Below are 25,215 nucleotides of genomic sequence, written 5' to 3'. Positions count from 1 at the left end.
ATTCTGGTATTCTTATACGTAGATCGTTTTGATGTGTTAATTTATATTAACATCACACGTTGAAAGTAATGAACGGGGATAGCTGTGAATAAAAAAATTTATACCACAAGGCTAAAACTGCGACCATTTGTGCCGGCTGATTTAACAGGATTGCGTGCCATCGTTGAAAACAAAGAAATTGCGGAGATGGCTAGTTTTCGCGTGGCTACAAATGCGTTTGAAAGTGATTATTTTTTACAGCAACTTATGCAACCCAACATTTGGGCTATGACATTAAAGCAAACTTCAGAAGTTATCGGTAGCATTGGACTTTATCCAGTGGTAGGTGACAATCATGAACGGGATCCTTTAAAACTGGAATTAGGTTACATGGTGAATCAAGATTTTTGGGGTTACGGCTATATGACAGAAGCCGTTCAATCAATTTTAAATCATAGTTTTCATGAAAACTATGCATATGTCGTATTGGCGAGTACCTATGCTGAAAATAAGCGATCCGCGGCTATTTTGGAACATCTTAGTTTTAAAAAAGTCGGTGAACATACTTTACCGGCAAGTGTGTTAAATCCGGTTTCACGACAAGAAAATTTTTATCAATTAACGGCGCAAGCATTTATAGAAGGTGGTCATTATGCAACTCACTAAAGGATTTGAACAAGCAGCATGTATTATTGCGTTACTGTGTACACAAGATCGCTCAATTCCGTTGACGACGGCGGTAATTCACGATCGATTAACAGGATCAGAGACTTATTTGCGAAAAATTATGCGTAAGCTGGTTGTTGCCGGTTTGGTTACCTCAATTCCGGGAAATAATGGTGGGTTTCGACTAGCCAAAAAGCCAAGTGAAATTTCATTACTAGACATTGTTGAAGCGAGTGAAGGACCCATTAAAACTTATCCAGATATGGGCTTTATTGAAAATGTGTTTTCTGAGGCCCATCCGATTGCCGAACGGGGTAAGAATGTATTAAACGATACATTTCAACAGGCGGATGATTTGTGGCGCGACTATCTTAAACATCAAAGTTTGAATGATGTGCTCGTTAAAATTATGGGTGAACCTGCAGTTCCGGGAATTGATTGGAACGGTTCTGACAATGAGTTACATGCCCAGTTTCAAAAGTTAAACGAGAAAATTCAGGGCACAAAATTAACGAATGATTAACACTTGGTGTTGTCAGATACACTGAGCTTGTATATAATTGATTCATATCGAAAGAAGAGGTTGCCAAACTCATCAGTCACAGCTTGTAGATGAAAAAGCATTGTAGACAAGCTGCAAAAGGGTGTTTGGCCGAAATTTTAAGTTGCTTTTTCAACTTAGAGTTGGGCTCTGGTTTAATAAATCAGGGACTGTCGTGATGCATTCAAACACATCACGGGGCGCTATCTACGATTTGACTGAGAAATTTAGTAAGTCTTTTTGTATGGCGATTTGTTATGCAAAAAGGCTTTTTTTATTGGTTAAAAATAAGATTGCCTTTTTAATTCGAATTTTAAGGAGGAAGTAGTTTTATGGCAGAGGAAGAGAATCATTCAATTGATCGATCTTTGAAGACACGGCATATCTCCATGATCGCACTTGGAGGAAGTATAGGAACTGGATTATTTGTGGCCAGTGGGTCAGCAATTTCAGAGGCTGGTCCGGCTGGTGCACTGATTGCGTACGTGGCAATGGGAATCATGGTGTATTTCTTGATGACGAGTTTGGGGGAAATGGCTACTTACATGCCAGTTTCTGGTTCGTTTGCAACCTATTCAACAAAGTATGTGGATCCAGCTTTAGGATTTGCGATGGGTTGGAATTACTGGTTTAACTGGGCAATTACCTTAGCTGTTGATATCAGTACAGTTTCCATTGTTATGAAATTTTGGTTACCCAACGTACCTGGCTGGGTTTGGAGTACAGTGGCGCTGATCTTAATTTTTGCAATTAATGCTTTAACGGTAAAAGCGTTTGGCGAGACTGAGTACTGGATGGCGTTGATTAAGGTTGTCACGGTAATTATTTTCTTAGTTATTGGTGTCGCTGTAATTTTTGGCATCATGGGTGGTCATGCCACTTATCTAAATAACTTTACCTATAAGAAAGCACCATTTGTCGGCGGAATTCCAATGATTCTGAGCGTTTTTGTAGTTGCGGGATTTTCATTTCAGGGAACTGAATTGATTGGGATTACAGCTGGGGAGTCCGAAACTCCTGAGAAGAGTGTTCCCAAGGCAATTAATCAAGTCTTTTGGCGAATTTTGTTATTCTATATTTTAGCTATTTTTGTCATTGCTTGTATCATCCCATACACTAGTCCTGATTTATTAGGTTCTTCTGCAAGTGATGTCAAAATTAGTCCGTTTACTTTAGTGTTCCGTCGGGCTGGGTTGGCTGGGGCAGCTAGCATTATGAATGCCGTGATTTTGACGTCGGTGATTTCATCGGCTAATTCTGGTATGTATGCTTCAACCCGAATGCTTTATTCGTTGGCATTACAAGGATACGCCCCCAAGACATTTAGTTTGACTACTAAACGAGGAATTCCTTTGATGGCGTTGATTGGCACAACGATCGTGGGAGCTTTAACATTTATTTCTAGTATTGCGGGTCCTGAAATCTATATGTGGCTGGTCGCTGCAAGTGGGCTGACTGGTTTTATTGCTTGGTTAGGGATTGCTATTTCTCATTTCCGTTTTCGCAGGGCATTCGTCAAACAAGGACACAAAGTCGAAGAATTACGCTACCATGCAAAATGGTTCCCATTTGGGCCGATTTTTGCGTTTGTACTGTGTCTACTCGTTATTGCCGGTCAAGATATCCATTCGTTTGCCACGTTTAACTGGGAAGCAATTGGGATCAGTTACATGAGTGTCCCGATTTTTATCATTTTATATACGTATTATAAAATTAAATATCATACTCATGTTATTTCGTTGGACGAAGTTGATTTAACACAACCTGATTTTATTTTAAAGGCTCGAAAAGCTGAAAAATAAGTGTATAATGTAAGGCGCTGCAATAAAACAGACTGTTTTTGAGAAAAGAAGTTTTAATCTACATGTTGTTTTAGCTTAGATTCATGCTACAATATATAGTATTAAAACAGGAATAAAGGGGAACTTCGAATGATTGCATTGTCAGGCCCAATCGGCGCAGGAAAAACAACGTTAACAGAAATTTTGTCACAACATTTAGGTACAAAAGCATTTTATGAATCGGTGGATGATAATAAGATTTTGCCACTCTTTTATAAAGATCCTAAACGCTATGCTTTTCTTCTTCAGATTTATTTTCTGAATCGCCGTTTAGATGGTATTAAAGAAGCTTTTCAAACCAAAAATAGTGTGATGGATCGTTCTATTTATGAAGATTCACTTCTATTCCATCTGAATGCAGATTTGGGTCGGGCAACAAGCACCGAAGTTCAGATCTATGACTCTTTACTAACAAATATGATGGAAGAACTTCCAGAAACTCATTATCAAAAGAATCCTGATTTGTTAATTGATATCAACATTTCGTTTGATACAATGTTGGAACGGATCAAAAAGCGTGGTCGCTCATATGAACAGATTGATAATGATCCTAGTTTATATGAGTATTATCGTGACTTGAATGATCGTTATAGTGAGTGGTATGACAATTATAATGAGAGTCCAAAGATTCAAATTGATGGGGATCAGTTTGATTTTGTGGAAGATCCACAGGCACGTCAAAAAGTAATTCAAACAATTGATCAAAAAATTGCTGAAATTTAGTTGTCTATTGGATTAGTTTCGGTTATGATTAGGTTATTAATAAATAAACGTAGATTCACATAAAGTAGATTTAAAGCGAGATAGAGTTAGTGAAAGCTATCAATCGAAACTCCGGTGGATTAAAACGGGTGAGTAATTTCACACGGCTGCGGTCGTTAAACTCCAATTAAGGGTGCTGGTAACAGCAAACTTGGGTGGTACCGCGAAAAAGACCTTTTCGTCCCAATTAATGGGATGATTAGGTCTTTTTATTATGTATACAAAATTGAAGGAGGACATGAAAATGTTAGATTTAAAAAATATTCGCACAAATACAGATTTCGTAAAAGAACGTTTAGGGACACGCGGTATTGATCCAAAAGAAATTGATAAATTATTGGACGTGGATCAAAAACGTCGGGACTTAATCGTCGAAAGTGAAACACTCAAAAAGACGCGTAACGAGGTTTCAGACCAAATTTCGTTATTGAAACGTCAAAAAGAAGATGCCAATGACAAAATTACTGAAATGCGCAAAGTAAGTGGCGAGATCAAGGAACTTGATGCCCAATTGCAAACATTGACTGAACAAGTTCAGGATATGGCAGCTCATTTACCAAACATTCCTAACCAAGATGTCCCAATCAGTTTGACCGAAGAAGGCAGTGTGGAATTACGCAAAGTAGGTAAACCTCGTAAATTCACGTTTAAACCAAAAGCACATTGGGACATTGGTGAAGATTTAGGCATTTTAGATTTTGAAAGAGCAGCCAAGGTATCAGGCAGTCGGTTTGTTTATTATATTGGCATGGGTGCTAAGCTGGAACGGGCGGTTTATAACTTTTTCTTAGATCAAAATGATAAAGCTGGTTATACGGAAATGATTACGCCCTACATGGTGAATGATGAGTCAATGTATGGAACAGGCCAATTCCCTAAGTTTAAGGAAAATCATGCCGGCTATGAGATTCAAGATAGTGAATTAACTTTAATTCCAACTGCCGAAGTACCATTGGTTAACTTCCATCGCAATGAAATTTTGGATGGGGATGATTTACCAATTAATGAAACAGCTTTATCACCTGCATTTCGTTCTGAAGCTGGGAGTGCTGGCCGTGATACGCGTGGGTTGATTCGGATGCATCAATTCAACAAGGTGGAAATGGTTAAGTTTACAAAACCTGAAAATTCATGGAACGAACTTGAAAAGTTGACTAATCAGGCAGAAAGTTTACTGAAATTATTGAAATTGCCATACCATGTGATTACCTTAACAACGAGTGATATGAGTTTTACTGCTGCGATGACGCATGACTTGGAAGTTTGGATTCCAGCTCAAAACATGTATCGTGAGATTTCGAGTTGTTCAAATTGTACAGATTTTCAGGCTCGTCGGGCTCAAATTCGTTATCGAGATGAAAATGGCAAATTACAATATGTGCACACTTTGAATGGTTCTGGATTAGCAGTTGGGCGAACAGTGGCTGCTATTCTTGAAAATTATCAAAACGAAGATGGATCAGTTACCATCCCCGACGTTTTAGTACCCTATATGGGTGGTGTGACAAAAATTACAAAGTAGCTGTGAACTGGGTGATACTAGGAAAGGATCAAATATAATTCATAGTGGATATTTTACGACAACTACAAAAATTTATTGACAATTGGTAGGGGTCAATGATAATATTACGTAGTTGTCGTTTGATGGAGGATTAGCTCAGTTGGGAGAGCGTCTGCCTTACAAGCAGAGGGTCACAGGTTCGAGCCCTGTATCCTCCATTTGAGCCGTTAGCTCAGTTGGTAGAGCATCTGACTTTTAATCAGAGGGTCGGCAGTTCGAGGCTGCCACGGCTCATTTACAAATATAAGCATTGCGGGCGTGGCGGAATTGGCAGACGCGCAAGATTTAGGTTCTTGTATCGAAAGATGTAAGGGTTCGAGTCCCTTCGCCCGCACTTCTAATTAATATTCTGTATTAATTAGCCGACTTAGCTCAGTTGGCAGAGCATCTGTTTTGTAAACAGGAGGTCGGAGGTTCGAATCCTCTAGTCGGCATTAGCAACTATGCGGAAGTAGTTCAGTGGTAGAACATCACCTTGCCATGGTGGGGGTCGCGAGTTCGAATCTCGTCTTCCGCTTTGTAGTTTTCACTACAAGCACACATATATTTGCCGGGGTGGCGGAATTGGCAGACGCACAGGACTTAAAATCCTGCGGTCAGTGATGACCGTACCGGTTCGATCCCGGTCCTCGGCATTTTTAAAATAAGCACCCATAGCGCAATTGGATAGAGTGTCTGACTACGAATCAGAAGGTTGTAGGTTCGACTCCTACTGGGTGCATCCCCTTCAGGATTAACTGTTTATTGACAGATTGACTGAAAAAAACATAAAATGCCAACTGTAATTCGTTTACTAGTTGGCATTTTACGTGTAGGAGTATTTTAGCAACAATGTGTGGATTTAAGAACAAACGGGAAGTAGCTCAGCTTGGTAGAGCACCTGGTTTGGGACCAGGGGGTCGCAGGTTCGAATCCTGTCTTCCCGATTACGCACTTAGACGGTGGAAAAGTGCATTTACGGAGAATTACCCACTTAAAGTTATTTACCAATAACGGGAAGTAGCTCAGCTTGGTAGAGCACCACGTTCGGGACGTGGGGGTCGCAGGTTCAAATCCTGTTTTCCCGATTTATGAAGAGAAGCATCAAATCAGCCGATTTGATGCTTCTCTTTTTATAAAATGCTACATTACAATAGTACAAAGTTTAATCAAAAAATTAAAAGGTCCATTTCAAAAATGATTGAATATCTCTAAATTGTTCACCTGATGACCACTATTTTTAAGTTTTAATCATCAAGTGTCGGCCTCAGTACAAAAAACTTTGCTTTTTATGAAGAGTTTCGTATAATGAAAGTCAACATTAGTCAAAGATGCAAGAAGGGGTGTGCGAAATGCAAGGTCAGAATATTTCCGATATCATTGAAAAATATTTAAAACAGATTTTAGCGGACTCGGAAGAAATTGAGATTCGACGCTCGGAAATTGCTGATTTGTTTGATGTTGTGCCGTCTCAAATAAATTACGTTATTAAAACCCGCTTCACCATTCAAAATGGCTATGTCGTGGAAAGTAAACGGGGTGGCGGTGGCTATATTCGCATTGAAAAAGTCAAATTACTTGATGATTTGGATGTTTTGGATACACTTATTCAAGTGATTGGTGAATCCATCAATCAACGTGATGCCCTTTCCATTGTCAAAAGTTTGTATGAAGACGACGTCATTAACAAACGAGAAGGAAACCTGATTTTAGCAGCAATTGATAAGAAGACACTAGCGATTAACGATCGGGATATGGAAGATCAGTTGCGAGCAAGAATTTTAATCGGCATTTTAAATCACTTAAGGTATGAGAGTTAAAAGAAAGTAGGGTGTTAGCATGGATAACTTATTTACACCAAGTGCCAAAAACGTGCTGGCTATTTCACAAGAACAAGCTAAACGTTTTAAGCACCAAGCAGTTGGAACAGAACATTTACTGTTGGCCCTAGCAATCGAAAAGAATGGTATTGCCTATAAAGTTTTTCAACAATTTTCAGTAACTGAAACTGATATTGTAGAAGAAATTGAACGTTTTACTGGTTATGGCACTTTGAAAAATGTGGGTGCAAACGATTATTTGCCATATTCACCAAAAGCCAAAGAAGTTTTAGCGGCTGCTGGGGATGAAGCCAAGCGGTTAGGTGCAGCAAAAATAGGAACGGAACATTTGTTGCTTGCTTTATTAAGTGACGAAAATATTCTGTCTTCACGAATTTTAATTAGTTTGGACATGGATCTTAGCCAAACTCGCAAAGTTATTTTACGTAAGTTAGGCGTTAGTGCTTCGGCACAGCTACGGCAAAACCAAGCGCAAAATAGTCGAGGAGCTAAGCCAAAAGGCACGTCAACATTGGATTCAGTTGCGCGTGACATGACTCAAATGGCACAAGAAGGTCAAATTGATCCTGTGATTGGCCGCGAAAAAGAAGTTAAACGTGTGATTCAGATTTTGAGTCGCCGAACTAAAAACAATCCGGTTTTAATCGGTGAACCCGGCGTTGGTAAAACAGCAATTGCTGAGGGACTTGCACAACGTATGATTGATGGTAATGTGCCGGATGACTTAGCTAACAAGCGATTGATGATGCTTGACATGGGATCGCTAGTCGCCGGAACCAAGTATCGTGGCGAATTTGAAGACCGTTTGAAAAAAGTTATTGATGAAATTCATGAAGATAAACACATTGTCTTGTTTATTGATGAATTACACACATTAATCGGTGCTGGTGGTGCTGAAGGTGCAATTGATGCTTCGAATATTTTGAAGCCTGCTTTAGCACGCGGTGAACTCCAAACAATTGGGGCCACAACGCTTAATGAATATCAAAAATATATCGAAACTGATGCAGCCTTAGAACGCCGTTTTGCTAAAGTTGAAGTAGATGAACCAACCCCTGAAGAATCTGTTCAGATTCTACGAGGCTTACGCGGTAAATATGAGGAACACCATCATGTTGAAATTACTGATGATGCGATCAAACAAGCGGTCGAACTTTCTGATCGTTATATTAGTGACCGCTTTTTACCAGATAAGGCCATTGATTTAATGGATGAAGCTGCTGCTAAAGTACGAATTGACCAAATGGGCAAAACTGAGAAATCAACTTCTGAAAGTAAATTACAAGAGTTAACGGATGCCAAAGAAGCTGCTATTGAGGACCAGAATTTTGAGGGAGCTCAAAAGATTCGGGTTAAGGAAGAAAAGCTGCGTGCCAAAATTGAAAAAGCTAAGGCTACTGCTACAGCTGATGATGCAAAGCCAAAATATCAACTTCAAGAAACTGCTGAGGACGTGGCACAAGTGGTCTCTGAGTGGACAGGTGTGCCATTAACCCAGTTGCAAAAGACTGAAAGTGAACGTTTAGTTAATCTTGAATCTATTCTGCATAAACGTGTTATTGGTCAAGAAGAAGCAGTGTCAGCAGTTTCCAGAGCAATTCGACGTGCACGAAGTGGCTTGAAAGATCCAGGTCGTCCAATTGGTTCGTTTATGTTCTTGGGCCCAACTGGAGTCGGGAAAACTGAATTGGCCAAAGCGTTGGCCGAAGCTATGTTTGGTTCTGAAGATAACATGATTCGAATTGATATGTCTGAATACATGGAACGTTATAGTACTAGTCGTTTGATTGGGTCTGCCCCCGGTTATGTTGGGTACGATGAAGGCGGCCAATTAACGGAACGTGTTCGTCAAAAACCTTATTCGGTTGTGTTATTTGATGAAGTTGAAAAGGCCCATCCGGATGTGTTTAACATTTTGTTACAAGTTTTGGACGATGGTTATCTGACTGACTCTAAAGGGCGAAAAGTTGATTTTAGAAACACTATTTTAATCATGACTTCTAACCTAGGTGCAACAGCGCTTAGAGATGAAAAATCAGTTGGTTTTGGTGCTAAGGATGCAAGTCAGGATTATACGGCAATGTCGGCCAAGATTCGCGAAGTGCTCAAACAAAGCTTCCGACCTGAATTCTTAAACCGGATTGACGAAACCATTATCTTCCACTCTTTGACCCGTCCACAACTTCATAAAATTGTGAAATTGATGGCTCGTCAGATTTTGAAACGAGTTGCAGATCAGGGTATGACAGTCAAAATTACACCAGCGGCGATTGATGCGGTGGCGGAAGCTGGTTTCGATCCTGAATATGGGGCACGACCAATTCGCCGTGCGTTCCAAACCAAAGTTGAAGATAAACTAAGTGAATTAATGTTGTCAGGACAGGCTAAAATTGGTGATAATATCACTGTTGGTGCTCGTCATGGTAAGATTCAGGTGGCCGTTAAAAATCCAAAGCCGGATTCAAAACAGCCAACAGCTTAAATTAAATAAATTTACAGTTTTAATGTTTGACAGATGATAACAAATTGAGTATTATTAACTTTGTTTGTAACTGTGAATGAAATGGAGCGTTGCGATCTATTGTCCGTGGCGCTTTTCATAAAAAAGCAAAAATAGCTATCAATTTTAAGAGCTATTTTTGGTTTTTTTTTGCCAAAAAACAGTGCAACTTGTGAAATGTAATCAAATTGTAATGTAGAAGGCCGTTTGCGGAATATTTTAGAGAGGTGAATAACTTGGCAGGACATTTGGTAAAGTACGGTAAGCACCGAACCCGTAGAAGTTACGCGCGGATTAAAGAAGTGCTGGAACTTCCTAACTTGATTGAGATTCAAAGTAATTCATACCAGTGGTTCCTTGATGAAGGATTGAAAGACATGTTCGATGACATTATGCCAATCGACGATTTTGCTGGAAATCTTTCACTGGAATACGTGGATTATCAATTATTAGAACCAAAGTATACAGTGGATGAGGCACGTGAGCATGAAGCAAATTACTCAGCACCTTTACATGTCACTTTGCGTTTAACAAATCACGAAACTGGCGAAATTAAATCTCAGGATGTTTTCTTTGGTGATTTTCCATTAATGACAGAACAAGGTACGTTCATTATTAATGGTGCAGAACGGGTTATCGTTTCTCAGTTAGTTCGTTCACCTGGTGTTTATTACACTAAGGAAGCTGACAAAAACGGCCGTGATATTTGGGGCACAACAGTTATTCCTAATCGGGGAGCTTGGTTGGAATATGAAACAGATGCAAAGAACATTGCATATGTGCGTATTGACCGGACTCGTAAAATTCCGATGACTGAATTAGTTCGAGCTCTTGGGTTCGGATCTGATGAAGAAATCGTTGATATGTTGGGTCAAACTGATAGTTTAGATAATACTTTGGACAAAGATGTTCATAAAAATTCTGAGGATTCTCGTGTTGAAGAGTCCTTGAAAGATATTTACGAACGACTTCGCCCAGGTGAACCTAAAACTGCGGATAGTTCACGTAGTCTTTTAACTGCGCGTTTCTTTGATCCAAAGCGTTATGATATGGCTCCTGTTGGCCGTTATAAGGTTAACAAGAAGTTAAGTTTGAAAACTCGTTTAGTTGGTCAGACCCTGGCTGAAACTTTAGCTGATCCAGATACTGGTGAAGTTATTGTGCAAAAGGGAACGGTTGTCACTAAAGATGTTATGAAAGACTTGGCACCATATTTAGATAAAAAAGACTTTAAAGCAATCACTTATACACCATCTGATGAATCGGTTGTCACAACACCAATGACCGTTCAATCAATTAAGATTGTGAACCCTAACGATCCGGAACGTGAATTAACGATGATTGGCAATGACAATATTGACCTTAAGCTGAAACACATTACGCCAGCTGATATTATCGCTTCAATCAACTATTTCTTCTTATTGCAAGAAGGAATCGGTTCAACTGATGATATTGACCATTTGGGTAATCGTCGAATTCGTTCGGTTGGTGAGTTATTGCAGAACCAATTCCGAATTGGTCTTTCTCGAATGGAACGTGTCGTTCGTGAACGAATGTCCATTCAGGATGCTTCTACGGTGACACCGCAACAATTAATTAATATTCGTCCTGTAGTGGCCTCAATCAAAGAGTTCTTTGGTTCTTCACAGTTGTCACAGTTCATGGATCAAACTAACCCGTTGGGTGAATTAACGCATAAGCGTCGTTTATCAGCCCTTGGTCCTGGTGGTTTGACTCGTGATCGTGCCGGATATGAAGTTCGTGATGTGCATTACACCCATTACGGTCGTATGTGTCCTATTGAAACTCCTGAAGGTCCTAACATTGGTTTGATTAACAGTTTGGCTAGTTATGCCAAGATTAATAAGTATGGTTTTATTGAAACACCATACCGTCGTGTATCTTGGACAACTCATAAAGTTACCAACAAGATTGATTATTTAACTGCCGATGAAGAAGATCAATTTGTTATTGCTCAGGCTAACTCACCATTAAATGATGATGGTTCATTCGTTGATGATGAAGTTATGGCTCGTCATGAAAGTGACAATATTGAAATTAGCATTAACAATGTCGATTACATGGATGTTTCACCAAAACAAGTAGTTGCGGTTGCTACAGCATGTATTCCTTTCTTGGAAAATGATGATTCCAACCGTGCCTTAATGGGAGCTAACATGCAGCGTCAGGCTGTTCCTTTGCTTGATCCTCATGCCCCATTGGTCGGAACTGGTATTGAATATAAAGCTGCTCATGATTCTGGAGTTGCGTTGATCTGTAAACATGACGGAACTGTTGAATACGTTGATGCCCGTCAAATTCGGGTGCGCCGTGATGATGGTGCTTTAGATACCTATAAATTAATGAAATTCCGTCGTTCTAATGGCGGTAAGAACTACAACCAACGTCCAATCGTGAAAGTTAATGATCATGTGGATAATGATGAAGTTTTAGCTGATGGTCCTTCTATGGAAGGTGGAGAATTAGCACTTGGTCAAAACCCACTAGTTGCCTTCATGACATGGCAAGGTTATAACTTCGAAGATGCCATTGCTATTAATGAACGATTAGTTCGTGATGACGTTTATACTTCTATTCATATTGAAGAGTACGAATCAGAAGCTCGTGATACCAAGCTCGGACCTGAGGAAATGACTCGTGAGATTCCTAACGTCGGTGAAGATGCCCTTAAAGATCTTGATGAAGACGGAATTGTTCGAATCGGTGCTGAAGTTGAAGATGGCGATATCTTAGTTGGTAAGGTTACACCTAAGGGAGTGACTGAGTTATCAGCTGAGGAACGTCTACTTCACGCAATCTTTGGTGAAAAGGCCCGTGAAGTTCGTGATACTTCACTTCGGGTTCCTCATGGTGGCGGCGGTATTATCCAGGATGTAAAGATCTTTACTCGTGAAAATGGGGATGAGCTTTCACCTGGTGTTAATATGATGGTTCGGGTTTATATCGCTCAAAAGCGTAAGTTACAAGTTGGCGATAAGATGGCCGGACGTCATGGTAACAAGGGTACTGTTTCTGTAGTTATTCCTGAAGAAGATATGCCATACATGCCAGATGGTACGCCAATTGACATTATGTTAAGTCCAATGGGTGTGCCTTCACGTATGAATATTGGTCAGGTTTTGGAATTGCATTTAGGAATGGCTGCCCGTAACTTGGGAATCCATGTTGCCACACCTGTCTTTGATGGTGCCCGTGATAAAGATATCTGGGATGCGGTTAAAGAAGCAGGGATGCAATCAGATGCCAAGACCGTTTTATATGACGGTCGGACTGGTGAACCATTTGAACAACGGATTGCCGTTGGAGTTATGCATTACATGAAGTTAGCCCACATGGTTGACGATAAGATTCATGCCCGTTCAATCGGACCTTACTCATTAGTTACGCAACAACCATTAGGTGGTAAAGCCCAATTTGGTGGTCAGCGTTTTGGTGAAATGGAAGTTTGGGCTCTTGAAGCTTATGGTGCTGCATATACTTTGCAAGAAATCTTGACTTACAAATCAGATGATGTTGTCGGTCGTGTTAAGACTTATGAAGCCATTGTCAAAGGTGATCCAATTCCACGTCCAGGTGTACCTGAATCCTTCCGTGTTCTTGTGAAGGAATTACAAGCACTTGGTCTGGATATGAAAGTTCTTGATAATGATAAGAATGAAATTGAGTTGCGTGACATGGATGACGAAGATGATGATGTTGTCAATGTGGATGCACTCAGTAAGTATGCTGAAGAACAGAAAGATAAATCAAAAGCAGATGCTAAAACAGCTGCAACTGCCAAAGATGCTTCTTCTGTAAGTGAAACAAAAGCTGAAACAGAAAATAATAAAAAGTAAGTTTAACTAGTCAATAATCAAATCAAGAAGGAGGTCGATCCTTTGATCGATGTCAATAAGTTTGAAAGCATGCAAATTGGGCTCGCATCCCCTGACAAGATCAGAAGTTGGTCATATGGTGAAGTTAAAAAGCCAGAAACGATTAACTATCGAACATTAAAGCCTGAAAAAGATGGCTTGTTCGATGAACGAATTTTCGGACCAACTAAAGATTACGAATGTGCCTGTGGAAAATACAAGCGAATTCGTTATAAGGGAATTGTCTGTGACCGTTGTGGTGTTGAAGTTACTAAGTCAAAAGTTCGTCGTGAACGGATGGGTCATATTGAATTAGCTGCTCCAGTTACTCACATTTGGTACTTTAAGGGTATCCCAAGTCGAATGGGCTTAGTTTTGGATATGAGTCCTCGTGCTCTTGAAGAAATCATCTATTTCGCTTCATACGTTGTAATTGATCCAGGTAAAACACCACTCGAAAAGAAACAATTATTAACAGAGCGTGAATACCGTGAAAAATTAGAAGAATATGGTAATACCTTCAATGCCAAGATTGGTGGCGAGGCAATTAAAGAATTGCTTCAAGATGTTGATCTTGAAAAAGAAGCTAAAACTTTAAAAGAAGAACTCAAGGATGCTTCTGGACAAAAGCGGACTCGTGCCGTTCGTCGTTTAGACATTATTGAAGCCTTTATTCAATCTGGTAACGAGCCTGACTGGATGATTATGGATGCAATTCCTGTCATTCCACCAGATTTACGGCCAATGGTTCAATTGGATGGTGGTCGTTTTGCCACTTCTGATTTGAATGATTTGTACCGTCGAGTAATCAACCGTAACAACCGTTTGAAACGTTTATTAGACTTGAATGCTCCTGGAATTATCGTTCAAAATGAAAAACGAATGTTACAAGAAGCCGTTGATGCATTGATTGATAATGGTCGTCGTGGCCGTCCAGTTGCTGGACCTGGTAACCGTCCATTGAAGTCACTTTCACATATGTTGAAAGGTAAGCAAGGACGTTTCCGTCAAAACTTACTTGGTAAACGTGTTGATTATTCTGGCCGTTCCGTTATTGATGTTGGGCCATCACTTAAGATGAACCAAATGGGATTACCTGTCCCAATGGCTTTGGAATTATTCAAGCCATTCATCATGAAAGAATTGGTTTCACGTAACTTAGCTTCAAACATTAAGAATGCTAAACGCAAGATTGACCGCAAAGATGATGATGTTTATGATGTTTTGGAAGATGTTATTAAAGAACATCCAGTATTGTTGAACCGTGCACCTACTTTGCATAGACTTGGAATTCAGGCTTTCGAACCTGTTTTGGTAAGTGGTAAAGCAATGCGTTTGCATCCATTAGTTTGTGAAGCTTACAATGCCGATTTTGATGGGGATCAAATGGCGATTCATTTGCCTTTATCAGATGAAGCTCAAGCCGAAGCACGTTTGTTAATGCTTGCTGCTCATCATATTTTGGCTCCTGCTAATGGTAAACCTGTGGTAACGCCTTCTCAGGATATGGTTATTGGTAACTATTGGTTGACCATGGAACGTGAAAATAGTGTTGGCGAAGGCATGATCTTTAAAGATCTTGATGAAATTCGTTTAGCTATGCAAAATGGCTACGTTTCTGAACATACACGAATTGGGCTTCAAGTTAGCTCAATGCCAAAGAAACCATTCACTGATGAACAACGCAATCGCATTTTAGTGACAACTGCTGGAAAAGCGATTTTCAATGATATTTTACCAAAGGGCTTAATTTATTTGAACGAACCTACTGATGAAAACTTAGTCAATGGTACGCCGGATAAATATTTCTTGGCACCTGGTGAAGACATTAAGGCCTTTATTAAAGAACAGCCTTTAATCCCACCATTCAAAAAAGGTTTCTTGAGTGATATTATTGCGCAAGTTTACAAGCAATATAAAGTTACCCAAACTTCCTTACTTTTGGACCGTATGAAGGATCTTGGCTATGATATTTCGACTAAGTCTGGATTAACAGTCGGAATTGCGGATATTACTGATTTGAAAGAAAAACCAGAAATTGTAGCAGCTGCCCACAAACAAGTCGCAACCGTTACAAAACAATTCCGTCGTGGTTTAATTACTGATGACGAACGTTATGAACGAGTTGTTGGAATTTGGAACGATGCTAAAGATGATATTCAACAAAAATTGATGGTGAGTTTTGATCCTCAAAATCCAATTTATATGATGAGTGATTCTGGTGCTCGTGGTAACATTTCAAACTTTACTCAGTTAGCTGGTATGCGTGGTTTGATGGCTGCTCCTAATGGTAAAATTATGGAATTGCCTATTCTTTCAAACTTCCGTGAAGGCCTTTCTGTTTTGGAAATGTTTATTTCAACCCATGGTGCTCGTAAAGGTATGACTGATACTGCCTTGAAGACTGCCAACTCAGGTTACTTAACCCGTCGTTTGGTTGATGTTGCCCAGGATGTTATTGTTCGTGAAAAAGACTGTGGAACTGATCGTGGCTTAACGATCTCTGCAATTGTTGAAGGTAATGAAGTGATTGAGTCTCTGTATGATCGTGTCTTAGGTCGTTACACTCAAAAATCAGTTTATAATCCTGAAACAGGCGAGAAGATTATTGGCAAGAACGAAATGATCGATGAACCAAAAGCTCAACAAATCATTGATGCTGGTATTAAGACTGTTACCATTCGTTCGGCATTTACTTGCAACACTCGTCATGGTGTTTGTGAACGGTGTTATGGACGGAACATGGCTACTGGTGACCGGGTTGAAGTTGGTGAAGCAGTTGGTACTGTTGCTGCTCAATCAATCGGTGAACCAGGTACTCAGTTAACTATGCGTAACTTCCATACTGGTGGTGTTGCCGGAAACGAAGATATTACCCAAGGACTTCCTCGTATTCAAGAAATTGTTGAAGCGCGTAATCCTAAAGGTCGTGCTGAAATTACTGAAGTTACTGGTACAGTTGAGTCAGTTGAAGAGAATCCTGCCGAACGTAGCAAAGAAGTTACGATCAAAGGTGAAACTGATACACGGACTTACACTTTACCAATTACAGCACGCATGAAGGTTGCTGAAGGTGACTTTATTCACCGTGGGTCAGCTTTGAATGAAGGTTCAATTGATCCTAAGGAATTGTTGAAGGTTCGTGATGTTCTTTCAACTGAAAACTATCTGTTACGTGAAATTCAACGTGTTTACCGTATGCAAGGTGTAGAAATCTTGGATAAACATATTGAAATCATGGTTCGTCAAATGCTTCGTAAGATTCGTGTTATGGATCCTGGCGATACAGATGTCCTTCCTGGTACTTTGCTTGATATCAACGATTTCAAAGATGCGAACTACAAGACATTGATTGCCGGTGATATTCCAGCAACTGCTCGTCCTGTTCTTCTCGGAATTACAAAGGCTGCTTTGGAAACAAATAGTTTCTTATCAGCTGCATCATTCCAGGAAACAACACGAGTATTAACTGATGCTGCTATCCGTGGTAAGAATGATCCATTAGTTGGTTTGAAGGAAAATGTTATTATTGGTAAGATTATTCCTGCTGGAACAGGAATGCCTGATTATCGTAAGATCATTCCAAAGACCGTTGGTGGAAAAGTGGCCGAACCTAAGTCACTCAGTGATGTCGAAAAAGAAATGGATACAGAAACAACTAAATAGTGTTTCTAATCTGATAATTAAAAGCAGAACTTGAGCCAAATCAAGTTCTGCTTTTTTGTTGCAATTTTTAGGCTGAAATTAAGAGATAGCCAAAAGTTAAATAAGGAATAAATGGAATTTTACGCGCATGTAAATGCGGAAAACAGAGCGTTAGAATTAAACAAAGGGTAGAGGCAAGACATAGAATTGAAGAGATGACTTGTAAACGGGAAAGAATGATGAAGACAAATACTAGTTCAAAATCTGCTTCACCGAATCCTTTAATAAGGTTTGAAAATTGAAACGACGAAAAAACGCTTAGCATTAAAGCCAGAAATATCATACAGTTTAGTATCGTAAATTGAAAGCTTAATCCTAATAGACCTAAAACACCAAGAAAGTAGCCATTCACATATGTTTGTTTAAAATCTATGAGACTTAAATAAATTAATACGGTGACAACGAAAAGTTGAAAGAAAAGTTTTAATGGTTGAAATGTGACCGTGAAAACGTGCAAGTAAAGGATGCCCAGAACTAATTCCACACAACATGAAGTGGGTGGAAAGCTTTGGTGACAGTAACGACATTGACCATTTAGCCAGCAATAACTCAAAATTGGAATTAAATCAACCGGTTTAAGAATGGTTTGGCAGTTTGAACAATGAGAACGAGGTTTGATGATAGACTGCTTCGTTTCCGCACGGTCGATACAAAGTGTCAAAAAGGAGCCAATGGTAGCTCCCGTGATAAAAAAGTAAATTTGAATAAGCATTTAATTACCTCCGATATTAATAAGTTACGAAAATTTGATTGACTTATTTGACGATAAAATAAGTTTTAATTTTTAATTTGATGGCATAGAATGTAAAACAGGTGACAAAGCCCGTGAAACAAGGAGAAGACTCGAATTTATTTTGGAAAAAAGTTTGACAAGGCATGCTGATGATGATAATCTAAGAAAGGTGCTTTTTGTGGACAGGTTCTGTATTAGACAGACATGCTGACTGGAAACGGTGGCACAAAGCCATGTTGAGGCGGTTTTTTTTATCAATAAAAAAGACCCACCTGGATGTGTGTACTTAAACAAACAAGATTTTTTATTCGGAAGGGGAAACAATTAATGCCTACAATCAACCAATTGGTTCGTAAGGGTCGTCATTCACACGGTTCTAAATCTAAGGCTCCTGCTTTAAATTATGGCTACAACAGTATGAAGAAAAAAGCTGTTGCTAACCCAGCACCACAAAAACGTGGTGTTGCAACTCGTGTTGGTACTATGACACCTAAGAAACCTAACTCTGCTTTACGTAAATATGCTCGTGTACGTCTTTCTAACTTGATCGAAGTTACAGCATATATCCCAGGAATCGGACATAACTTACAGGAACATAGTGTTGTGCTCATTCGTGGCGGTCGTGTTAAGGATTTACCTGGTGTACGTTATCACGTTATCCGTGGTGCACTTGATACAGCCGGTGTTACCGATCGTAAACAAAGCCGTTCTAAATACGGTACAAAGAAACCTAAGAAGTAAGGAGGTTATTTAAATGCCAAGAAAAGGCCCTGCATCAAAACGCGAAGTATTACCTGATCCAATTTACAACTCAAAGTTAGTAACTCGTTTAATTAACCATTTAATGTTAGATGGTAAACGTGGTACAGCTTCAAAGATTCTCTATAATGCATTCGACGTCATCAAATCTGAAACTGGTAACGAACCAACTGAGGTATTTGATGAAGCTATGAAGAACATTATGCCAGTTCTTGAAGTTAAGGCACGTCGTGTTGGTGGTTCTAACTACCAAGTACCAATCGAAGTACGTCCAGATCGTCGGACAACTTTAGGACTTCGTTGGCTCGTGAACTATTCACGCCTTCGTGGTGAACATACAATGACAGAACGTCTTGCTCGTGAAATTATGGACGCTGCAAATAATACAGGTGCTTCAGTTAAAAAGCGTGAAGATACTCATAGAATGGCTGAAGCCAACCGAGCATTTGCTCATTATCGTTGGTAATTTTCCGCTTGTTGCTTAATCCAACATGTTTGGAAAGAGCAATAACGAATGGCTATTATATGAAGTCCATATAGTAGTCATTTTTTCTAATTTTGACTCTTTAACCATTAATTTGAAGGGAGAAACATTTTTTAATATGGCTAACAAAAGAGAATTTCCACTTGAAAAGACTCGTAATATCGGGATCATGGCTCATATCGATGCCGGTAAAACGACTACTACAGAGCGGATTTTGTACTACACTGGTAAAATTCATAAAATTGGTGAAACTCATGATGGGGCTTCACAAATGGACTGGATGGCCCAAGAACAGGAACGTGGTATTACCATCACTTCAGCTGCTACTACAGCTGCATGGAAAGACCACCGTATCAATATTATCGATACCCCAGGACACGTGGACTTCACTGTTGAAGTTGAGCGTTCCCTCCGTGTGTTAGATGGTGCTGTTGCCGTTCTTGACGCCCAAGCTGGTGTTGAACCTCAAACTGAAACTGTTTGGCGTCAAGCTTCTGATTACAGTGTCCCACGGATTGTTTTTGCAAACAAGATGGATAAAGTCGGTGCTGACTTTGACTTCTCTGTACAAACAATCAAGGACCGTCTTCAGGCTAATGCTTTGCCAATTCAAATGCCAATTGGTGCTGAAGATGATTTTGAAGGGGTTATTGACCTCGTTGAAATGAAAGCTGATCTTTACGATGAAGACCAACTAGGTACTGAATGGGATACAGTTGATGTGCCTGATCAATATAAAGAAGAAGCTGAAAAGCGTCGGACGGAAATGATCGAACAATTAGCTGATATCGATGATGACATCATGGAAAAATACCTTGGTGGCGAAGAAATCAGTAAAGAAGAAATCAAGGGTGCTATCCGTAAGGGTACATTGAATCTTGAATTATTCCCTGTTTTAGCTGGTTCAGCTTTCAAAAACAAGGGTGTTCAGATGATGTTGGATGCTGTTGTAGATTACTTGCCATCTCCTTTGGATGTTAAGCCATACAACGCCATCAATCCTGAAACTGATGAAGCTGTTGAATTAACTGCTGGTGATGACAAACCATTTGCTGCCTTAGCATTTAAGGTTGCAACTGATCCATTCGTTGGTCGTTTGACTTATATTCGTGTTTATACGGGAACTTTGGAATCAGGTTCTTATGTATTGAACTCAACAAAAGACAAACGTGAACGTGTTGGTCGTTTACTTCAGATGCATTCTAATCACCGTCAAGAAATCCCAGAAGTTTTCTCTGGTGATATTGCTGCTGCAATTGGTTTGAAGAACACAACTACTGGTGATTCATTGACTGATCCAGATCATCCACTACATTTGGAATCAATGGAATTCCCTGATCCAGTTATCCAAGTTGCCGTAGAGCCAAAATCTAAGGCTGACCAAGATAAGATGGATATTGCGCTTCAAAAGCTTGCTGAAGAAGATCCAACATTCAAGGCTGAAACAAACCCTGAAACTGGTGAAACTTTGATTGCCGGAATGGGTGAGTTACATTTGGACATTATCATTGACCGTATGAAACGTGAATTTAACGTTGAAGCGACTGTTGGTGCTCCTCAAGTTGCTTACCGTGAAGCATTCACTAAGCCGGCTTCTGCACAAGGTAAGTTTGTTCGTCAGTCTGGTGGTAAAGGACAATATGGTGATGTTTGGATTGAATTCACACCTAATGAAGAGGGTAAAGGATTCGAATTCGAAGATGCTATTGTTGGTGGGGTTGTTCCTCGTGAATTTATCCCAGCTGTAGAACAAGGTTTACGTGAAGCCTTAAATAACGGTGTTCTTGCAGGTTACCCATTGGTTGACTTGAAAGCTAAGTTATATGATGGTAGTTATCATGAAGTCGATTCTAGTGAAGCAGCTTTCAAGGTTGCCGCATCAATCTCACTTCACAATGCTGCTAAAAAGGCTGCTCCTGTAATTTTGGAACCTGTTATGAAGGTTGAAGTTCGTGTACCAGAAGAGTACATGGGTGATATCATGGGTCAGATTACAGCTCGTCGTGGTCGTGTTGAAGGAATGGAAGCTATCTCAGGCGCTGAAGAAATTCATGCCTTTGTACCACTTTCAGAAATGTTTGGTTATGCAACTACCTTACGTTCAGCTTCACAGGGTCGTGGAACATTCACAATGACATTTGATCATTACGAAGCAGTTCCTAAGTCTATTCAAGAAGAAATCATCAAGAAAAATGGCGGTTCTTCAAGTAAAGACTAATTTCTAATTTAGAATAAATTAAAGCTCATTAGCCGCAGTGTAAAAACTGTGATTAATGAGCTTTTTTTTGTTCCCAATAGTTATAAAGATTAAATGATCTTGGCGCCCAAAGAATTTTTGAAATGGGTTAGTGCCCAATTATGCCCAACCTGATCAAAACTAGCGACCGCATTTTGTGGAATCGTAAGTTGATAATTAAGATTATAGGCAGAAATGGCCGTATGCAAAACACAAATATCGGTGCAAACACCGGTTAAGGTGAGTGAGTTAATCTTATGTGTGCGTAAAAAGTTATCAAGGTTAGTATTTACGAATGCGCTATATCTGTTCTTATCAAAATAATAAACTTGTTGGCTAGTTGCATGTGATTCATACCAAGGTTGAACTGTATTATAAAGTTGCCGTCCCCAAGTGTTTTTTAAATTGTGTGGTGGAAAAAGTTTCGTTTCAGGATGAAAGGGATCGTTCTTTTCGTGCAGATCCGTAGGAAAAATCACATAATTGCCAGCTTTAATGAATTGATTCGCCAGTTTTAAAATTTCTGGTTCAATTTTTTGGCCTGGTTTACCCGTACTGAGCGCACCAGAGTCGGCGACAAAATCGTTTGTATAATCTATAATAAGAAGTGCTTCTGGATTTTTCATTGCAATTCCTCCAATCTTTAGTCCTCATTATGAAACATAAATCGTTTTCAAATGTTACAAATATATTACATTTTTTCAAACCCAAAATAAATTGGCAGAAAGCCTTGTAAAACGGCTATTTATCTAGTAGTATGGACAAGTACTTGAAATTTAACGGGTGTACTATGCCCATTAATCAGGTCAAAACAAGGAGCTTTGATGTGAAAGGTTGCGACACACCCGGCCGCTTTGCCACGACAGTGTGGCGGTAATTTTCACGGAGCAAGTCTCATTTTCAAAATAGACGAAGGAGGTAACACAATGGCAAAACAAAAAATTCGTATCCGGTTAAAGGCATACGAACATCGCATCTTAGATCAATCCGCAGATAAGATTGTCGAAACTGCAAAGAGAACTGGTGCCACAATTTCTGGTCCAATTCCATTACCAACAGAACGTACAATCTATACGGTTTTGAGCTCACCACATAAGTTCAAAAAAGCACGTGAGCAATTCGAAATGCGTACACACAAGCGTTTGATTGATATCGTTAACCCAACACCAAAGACAGTTGACTCATTAATGAAGTTAGATCTGCCAAGTGGCGTTGATATTGAAATCAAGCTTTAATTTCTAGAAACACAAATTTAGTATCACAATAATATTGGAGGTGTACTCATGACCACAAAAGGAATCTTAGGAAAAAAGGTTGGTATGACCCAAGTCTTTACTGATAACGGCGAGTTAGTTCCCGTTACCGTTGTTGATACAACACCAAACGTTGTATTACAAGTTAAAACCGTTGAAAGTGATGGTTATAACGCAGTGCAATTAGGGTTCGATGACAAACGTAAAGTATTGAGCAACAAGCCTGAACAAGGTCATGTAGCAAAAGCAAATACAAATCCTAAGCGCTTCATTCATGAAATCAGAGATGTTGAGCTGGGAGAATTAAAAGTCGGTGACGAATTAAAGGCTGACTTATTCGCAGCAGGCGATATCGTTGATGTCACAGGTACTTCTAAGGGACATGGTTTCCAAGGAAATATCAAGAAGGATGGACAACATCGTGGTCCGATGGCACATGGCTCTCGTTATCATCGTCGTCCAGGTTCATTAGGTGCAATTATTAACCGAGTGTTCCCTGGAAAGAAGTTACCAGGTCGTATGGGTAACAATACACGAACAGTTCAAAACTTAGAGGTCGTAAAGGCTGATACAGAAAACAATGTTTTATTGATCAAGGGTAATGTCCCAGGGTCAAAGAACTCATTCTTAGTTGTTAAGAATGCAGTTAAACCACACAAAAAGTAGAAAGGAGGACTAAATTAAATGACAAGCGTATCTTTATATAAACAAGATGGTACGAAGAATGGCGACGTTGAACTTAATGCTGACGTTTTTGGTATCACACCAAACGATAATGTGATTTTTGAAGCTATTGTTATGCAACGCGCATCAATGCGCCAAGGCACACATGCTGTTAAGAATCGAAGTGCAGTTCGTGGTGGTGGTAAGAAGCCATGGCGTCAAAAGGGTACTGGTCGTGCACGTCAAGGTTCAATCCGTTCACCACAATGGCGTGGCGGTGGTATTGTGTTTGGCCCCACACCTCGCTCATATGCATACAAATTGCCAAAGAAAATGCGTCGTTTAGCGTTGAAGTCTGTACTTTCACAAAAAGTATTGGATGACAGCTTGGTAGTTGTTGAGGGTTACAGCTTTGATCAACCAAAGACTAAAGCATTTGCACAATCACTTGACAGCTTAAAAGTTTCAACGAAAGCATTATTAGTCCTTGAAGAAGATAACGAAGCAACTGCTCGTGCAGCTCGCAACCTTGAAAACGTCAAAATTGTTTCACCAACTGGTGTAAATGTTTTAGATGTTGTCAATAGCGACAAGCTCGTTATTACTCAAAAGGCTCTTTCTCAAGTAGAGGAGGCTCTCGCATAATGGAATCACGTGATGTAATTTTACGTCCAGTTGTCACTGAAGCTTCAATGGCAGAAATGGACAATAAACGTTACACATTCGATGTTGACACTCGTGCAACAAAGACAGAAGTCAAAAAAGCTGTCGAAGATGTCTTTGATGTCAAAGTTGTTAAAGTAAACATTATGAATGTTAAAGGTAAACTCAAACGTCAGGGACGTTATTCTGGTTATACCAAGAAACGTCGTAAGGCAATCGTTACATTGTCATCTGACTCAAAAGAAATTAAATTATTCAACGAAGAATAATAAATAAACTATAGGAGGAAAAAACACGTGGGGATTAAGAAGTTTAAACCAACGACAAATGCTCGTCGTGGCATGACACAGCTTGATTATAGCGAAATCACCAAGACGACTCCTGAAAAATCGTTACTCGAATCTCAAAGCCACACAGCCGGCCGTAATAACTCTGGTCGTATGACCGTTCGTCATCGTGGCGGCGGTAACAAGCGTCAATATCGTATTATTGATTTCAAGCGAATCAAAGATGATGTTGCAGCTACTGTTAAAGCTATTGAATATGATCCAAACCGTACAGCAAACATTGCTTTACTTGTTTACGCTGACGGAGTTAAATCATACATTATTGCACCAAAGGGCCTTAAGGTTGGCGACAAAGTTCAATCCGGTTCAGATGCTGATATTAAAGTTGGTAATGCATTGCCATTAACAGACATTCCTGTTGGTACCATTATCCACAATATCGAATTAAAGCCTGGTAAGGGCGGTCAATTAGCCCGTTCTGCTGGTGCTTCAGCACAATTATTAGGTAAGGAAGGCAAATATGTCTTAGTACGTTTGGCTTCATCTGAAGTTCGTATGATCTTATCTGCTGGTCGTGCCACAATCGGTGCTGTTGGTAATGAAGAACATGAATTAATTAATGTTGGTAAAGCAGGACGTACTCGTTATGCTGGCCAGCGTCCACACGTTCGTGGTTCTGTAATGAACCCTAACGATCACCCACATGGTGGTGGTGAAGGTAAAGCTCCAGTCGGTCGTCCATCGCCTCTATCACCTTGGGGTAAGAAGACCATTGGTAAGAAGACACGTAACAAGCGGAGTAAATCTAATAAATTTATTGTTCGTGGTCGTAAGCGCGGTCGATTAGGTAATATTTAGTCGAAAATTTCCCTAAAGGAGGTTTCATA

Annotated in this window: 19 protein-coding genes, 9 tRNA genes and 1 riboswitch; of the genes, 26 read left to right on the top strand and 2 right to left on the bottom strand. The window is 39.8% G+C overall.

The genetic code is table 11. The features are described from left to right. The first annotated feature begins 84 nt into the window (after window positions 1–84). The 18 genes from AB3217_RS07810 to rpoC all read left to right on the top strand — a co-directional run bounded on the left by AB3217_RS07810 (window position 85) and on the right by rpoC (window position 17,211). On the top strand, window positions 85–645 hold the full coding sequence (locus tag AB3217_RS07810; RefSeq protein WP_057782431.1) for a GNAT family N-acetyltransferase: 561 nt from the start codon (window positions 85–87) through the stop codon (window positions 643–645). Further along, window positions 632–1,168: an Rrf2 family transcriptional regulator gene (locus tag AB3217_RS07805; protein ID WP_057782433.1), complete on the top strand. Its 537-nt coding sequence runs from the start codon at window positions 632–634 to the stop codon at window positions 1,166–1,168. The genes AB3217_RS07810 and AB3217_RS07805 overlap by 14 nt, the downstream gene beginning before the upstream one ends. Window positions 1,169–1,214: 46 nt before the next feature. Continuing rightward, window positions 1,215–1,400: riboswitch (Lysine riboswitch) on the top strand. A gap of 118 nt (window positions 1,401–1,518) precedes the next feature. Next, window positions 1,519–2,988, top strand: a complete 1,470-nt coding sequence (locus tag AB3217_RS07800) for an amino acid permease (RefSeq protein ID WP_057782436.1) — start codon at window positions 1,519–1,521, stop codon at window positions 2,986–2,988. Between the two features lie 129 nt (window positions 2,989–3,117). Then, window positions 3,118–3,750, top strand: coding sequence for a deoxynucleoside kinase (locus AB3217_RS07795; protein ID WP_057782438.1), 633 nt, complete (start codon window positions 3,118–3,120; stop codon window positions 3,748–3,750). 283 nt (window positions 3,751–4,033) lie between these two features. Next, on the top strand, window positions 4,034–5,311 hold the full coding sequence (gene serS, locus AB3217_RS07790) for a serine--tRNA ligase (protein WP_068805384.1): 1,278 nt from the start codon (window positions 4,034–4,036) through the stop codon (window positions 5,309–5,311). A 124-nt stretch (window positions 5,312–5,435) separates the two neighbouring features. Then, a tRNA-Val gene (locus AB3217_RS07785) sits at window positions 5,436–5,508 on the top strand. 3 nt (window positions 5,509–5,511) lie between these two features. Next, a tRNA-Lys gene (locus AB3217_RS07780) sits at window positions 5,512–5,584 on the top strand. Window positions 5,585–5,602: 18 nt separating this feature from the next. Continuing rightward, window positions 5,603–5,684, top strand: a tRNA-Leu gene (locus AB3217_RS07775). A 27-nt stretch (window positions 5,685–5,711) separates the two neighbouring features. Continuing rightward, window positions 5,712–5,784: transfer RNA gene (locus AB3217_RS07770), tRNA-Thr, on the top strand. An 11-nt stretch (window positions 5,785–5,795) separates the two neighbouring features. Beyond that, a tRNA-Gly gene (locus AB3217_RS07765) sits at window positions 5,796–5,867 on the top strand. A gap of 32 nt (window positions 5,868–5,899) precedes the next feature. Beyond that, a tRNA-Leu gene (locus AB3217_RS07760) sits at window positions 5,900–5,985 on the top strand. Between the two features lie 12 nt (window positions 5,986–5,997). Beyond that, window positions 5,998–6,071 (top strand) — tRNA-Arg (locus AB3217_RS07755). 131 nt (window positions 6,072–6,202) lie between these two features. Continuing rightward, window positions 6,203–6,276 (top strand) — tRNA-Pro (locus AB3217_RS07750). Between the two features lie 67 nt (window positions 6,277–6,343). After that, window positions 6,344–6,417: transfer RNA gene (locus tag AB3217_RS07745), tRNA-Pro, on the top strand. 264 nt (window positions 6,418–6,681) lie between these two features. After that, on the top strand, window positions 6,682–7,149 hold the full coding sequence (locus AB3217_RS07740; RefSeq protein WP_057782441.1) for a CtsR family transcriptional regulator: 468 nt from the start codon (window positions 6,682–6,684) through the stop codon (window positions 7,147–7,149). A gap of 19 nt (window positions 7,150–7,168) precedes the next feature. Beyond that, complete coding sequence (locus AB3217_RS07735; RefSeq protein WP_367365928.1) at window positions 7,169–9,652, top strand: ATP-dependent Clp protease ATP-binding subunit; 2,484 nt, start codon at window positions 7,169–7,171, stop codon at window positions 9,650–9,652. A gap of 254 nt (window positions 9,653–9,906) precedes the next feature. Continuing rightward, the gene (locus tag AB3217_RS07730; RefSeq protein WP_367365927.1) at window positions 9,907–13,527 is read left to right on the top strand and encodes a DNA-directed RNA polymerase subunit beta; all 3,621 of its coding nucleotides are present in this window, start codon (window positions 9,907–9,909) and stop codon (window positions 13,525–13,527) included. A gap of 42 nt (window positions 13,528–13,569) precedes the next feature. Further along, window positions 13,570–17,211 (top strand): DNA-directed RNA polymerase subunit beta', encoded by a 3,642-nt coding sequence (gene rpoC / locus AB3217_RS07725; protein ID WP_367365926.1) that lies wholly within the window; start codon window positions 13,570–13,572, stop codon window positions 17,209–17,211. A 67-nt stretch (window positions 17,212–17,278) separates the two neighbouring features. Here rpoC and AB3217_RS07720 read toward each other — a convergent pair whose 3' ends face one another. Next, the gene (locus tag AB3217_RS07720) at window positions 17,279–17,962 is read right to left on the bottom strand and encodes an A24 family peptidase (protein ID WP_068805398.1); all 684 of its coding nucleotides are present in this window, start codon (window positions 17,960–17,962) and stop codon (window positions 17,279–17,281) included. 348 nt (window positions 17,963–18,310) lie between these two features. Between AB3217_RS07720 and rpsL the strand changes: the two genes are divergently transcribed. The 3 genes from rpsL to fusA all read left to right on the top strand — a co-directional run bounded on the left by rpsL (window position 18,311) and on the right by fusA (window position 21,444). Continuing rightward, window positions 18,311–18,724, top strand: coding sequence for a 30S ribosomal protein S12 (rpsL, locus tag AB3217_RS07715; protein ID WP_046871289.1), 414 nt, complete (start codon window positions 18,311–18,313; stop codon window positions 18,722–18,724). A gap of 13 nt (window positions 18,725–18,737) precedes the next feature. Next, window positions 18,738–19,208 (top strand): 30S ribosomal protein S7, encoded by a 471-nt coding sequence (gene rpsG / locus AB3217_RS07710; protein WP_057782453.1) that lies wholly within the window; start codon window positions 18,738–18,740, stop codon window positions 19,206–19,208. Window positions 19,209–19,344: 136 nt separating this feature from the next. Continuing rightward, complete coding sequence (gene fusA / locus AB3217_RS07705; RefSeq protein ID WP_367365925.1) at window positions 19,345–21,444, top strand: elongation factor G; 2,100 nt, start codon at window positions 19,345–19,347, stop codon at window positions 21,442–21,444. An 89-nt stretch (window positions 21,445–21,533) separates the two neighbouring features. On the opposite strand, the gene AB3217_RS07700 is transcribed toward fusA, so the two are convergent. Beyond that, a complete protein-coding gene (locus AB3217_RS07700; RefSeq protein WP_367365924.1) occupies window positions 21,534–22,088 on the bottom strand; it encodes a cysteine hydrolase family protein in 555 nt (184 codons plus the stop codon). Between the two features lie 300 nt (window positions 22,089–22,388). Between AB3217_RS07700 and rpsJ the strand changes: the two genes are divergently transcribed. Genes rpsJ through rplB form a run of 5 tightly spaced genes read left to right on the top strand, consistent with a single transcriptional unit; the run spans window position 22,389 to window position 25,186 of the window. Further along, window positions 22,389–22,697: a 30S ribosomal protein S10 gene (rpsJ, locus tag AB3217_RS07695; protein WP_046871293.1), complete on the top strand. Its 309-nt coding sequence runs from the start codon at window positions 22,389–22,391 to the stop codon at window positions 22,695–22,697. A 48-nt stretch (window positions 22,698–22,745) separates the two neighbouring features. Next, complete coding sequence (rplC, locus tag AB3217_RS07690) at window positions 22,746–23,381, top strand: 50S ribosomal protein L3 (RefSeq protein WP_057782461.1); 636 nt, start codon at window positions 22,746–22,748, stop codon at window positions 23,379–23,381. A gap of 18 nt (window positions 23,382–23,399) precedes the next feature. Next, entirely contained in the window at window positions 23,400–24,023 is a 624-nt protein-coding gene (gene rplD, locus AB3217_RS07685) for a 50S ribosomal protein L4 (RefSeq protein WP_367365923.1), read from the top strand. Then, a complete protein-coding gene (gene rplW, locus AB3217_RS07680) occupies window positions 24,023–24,310 on the top strand; it encodes a 50S ribosomal protein L23 (RefSeq protein WP_057782465.1) in 288 nt (95 codons plus the stop codon). The genes rplD and rplW overlap by 1 nt, the downstream gene beginning before the upstream one ends. Before the next feature lie 27 nt (window positions 24,311–24,337). After that, window positions 24,338–25,186, top strand: a complete 849-nt coding sequence (gene rplB / locus AB3217_RS07675; RefSeq protein WP_068806022.1) for a 50S ribosomal protein L2 — start codon at window positions 24,338–24,340, stop codon at window positions 25,184–25,186. Window positions 25,187–25,215: the final 29 nt, after the last annotated feature.

The sequence above is a fragment of the Pediococcus parvulus genome (assembly GCF_964063155.1).
GTDB classification, from domain to species: Bacteria; Bacillota; Bacilli; order Lactobacillales; family Lactobacillaceae; genus Pediococcus; species Pediococcus parvulus.
This window is presented reverse-complemented; position numbering and strand designations above follow the sequence as displayed.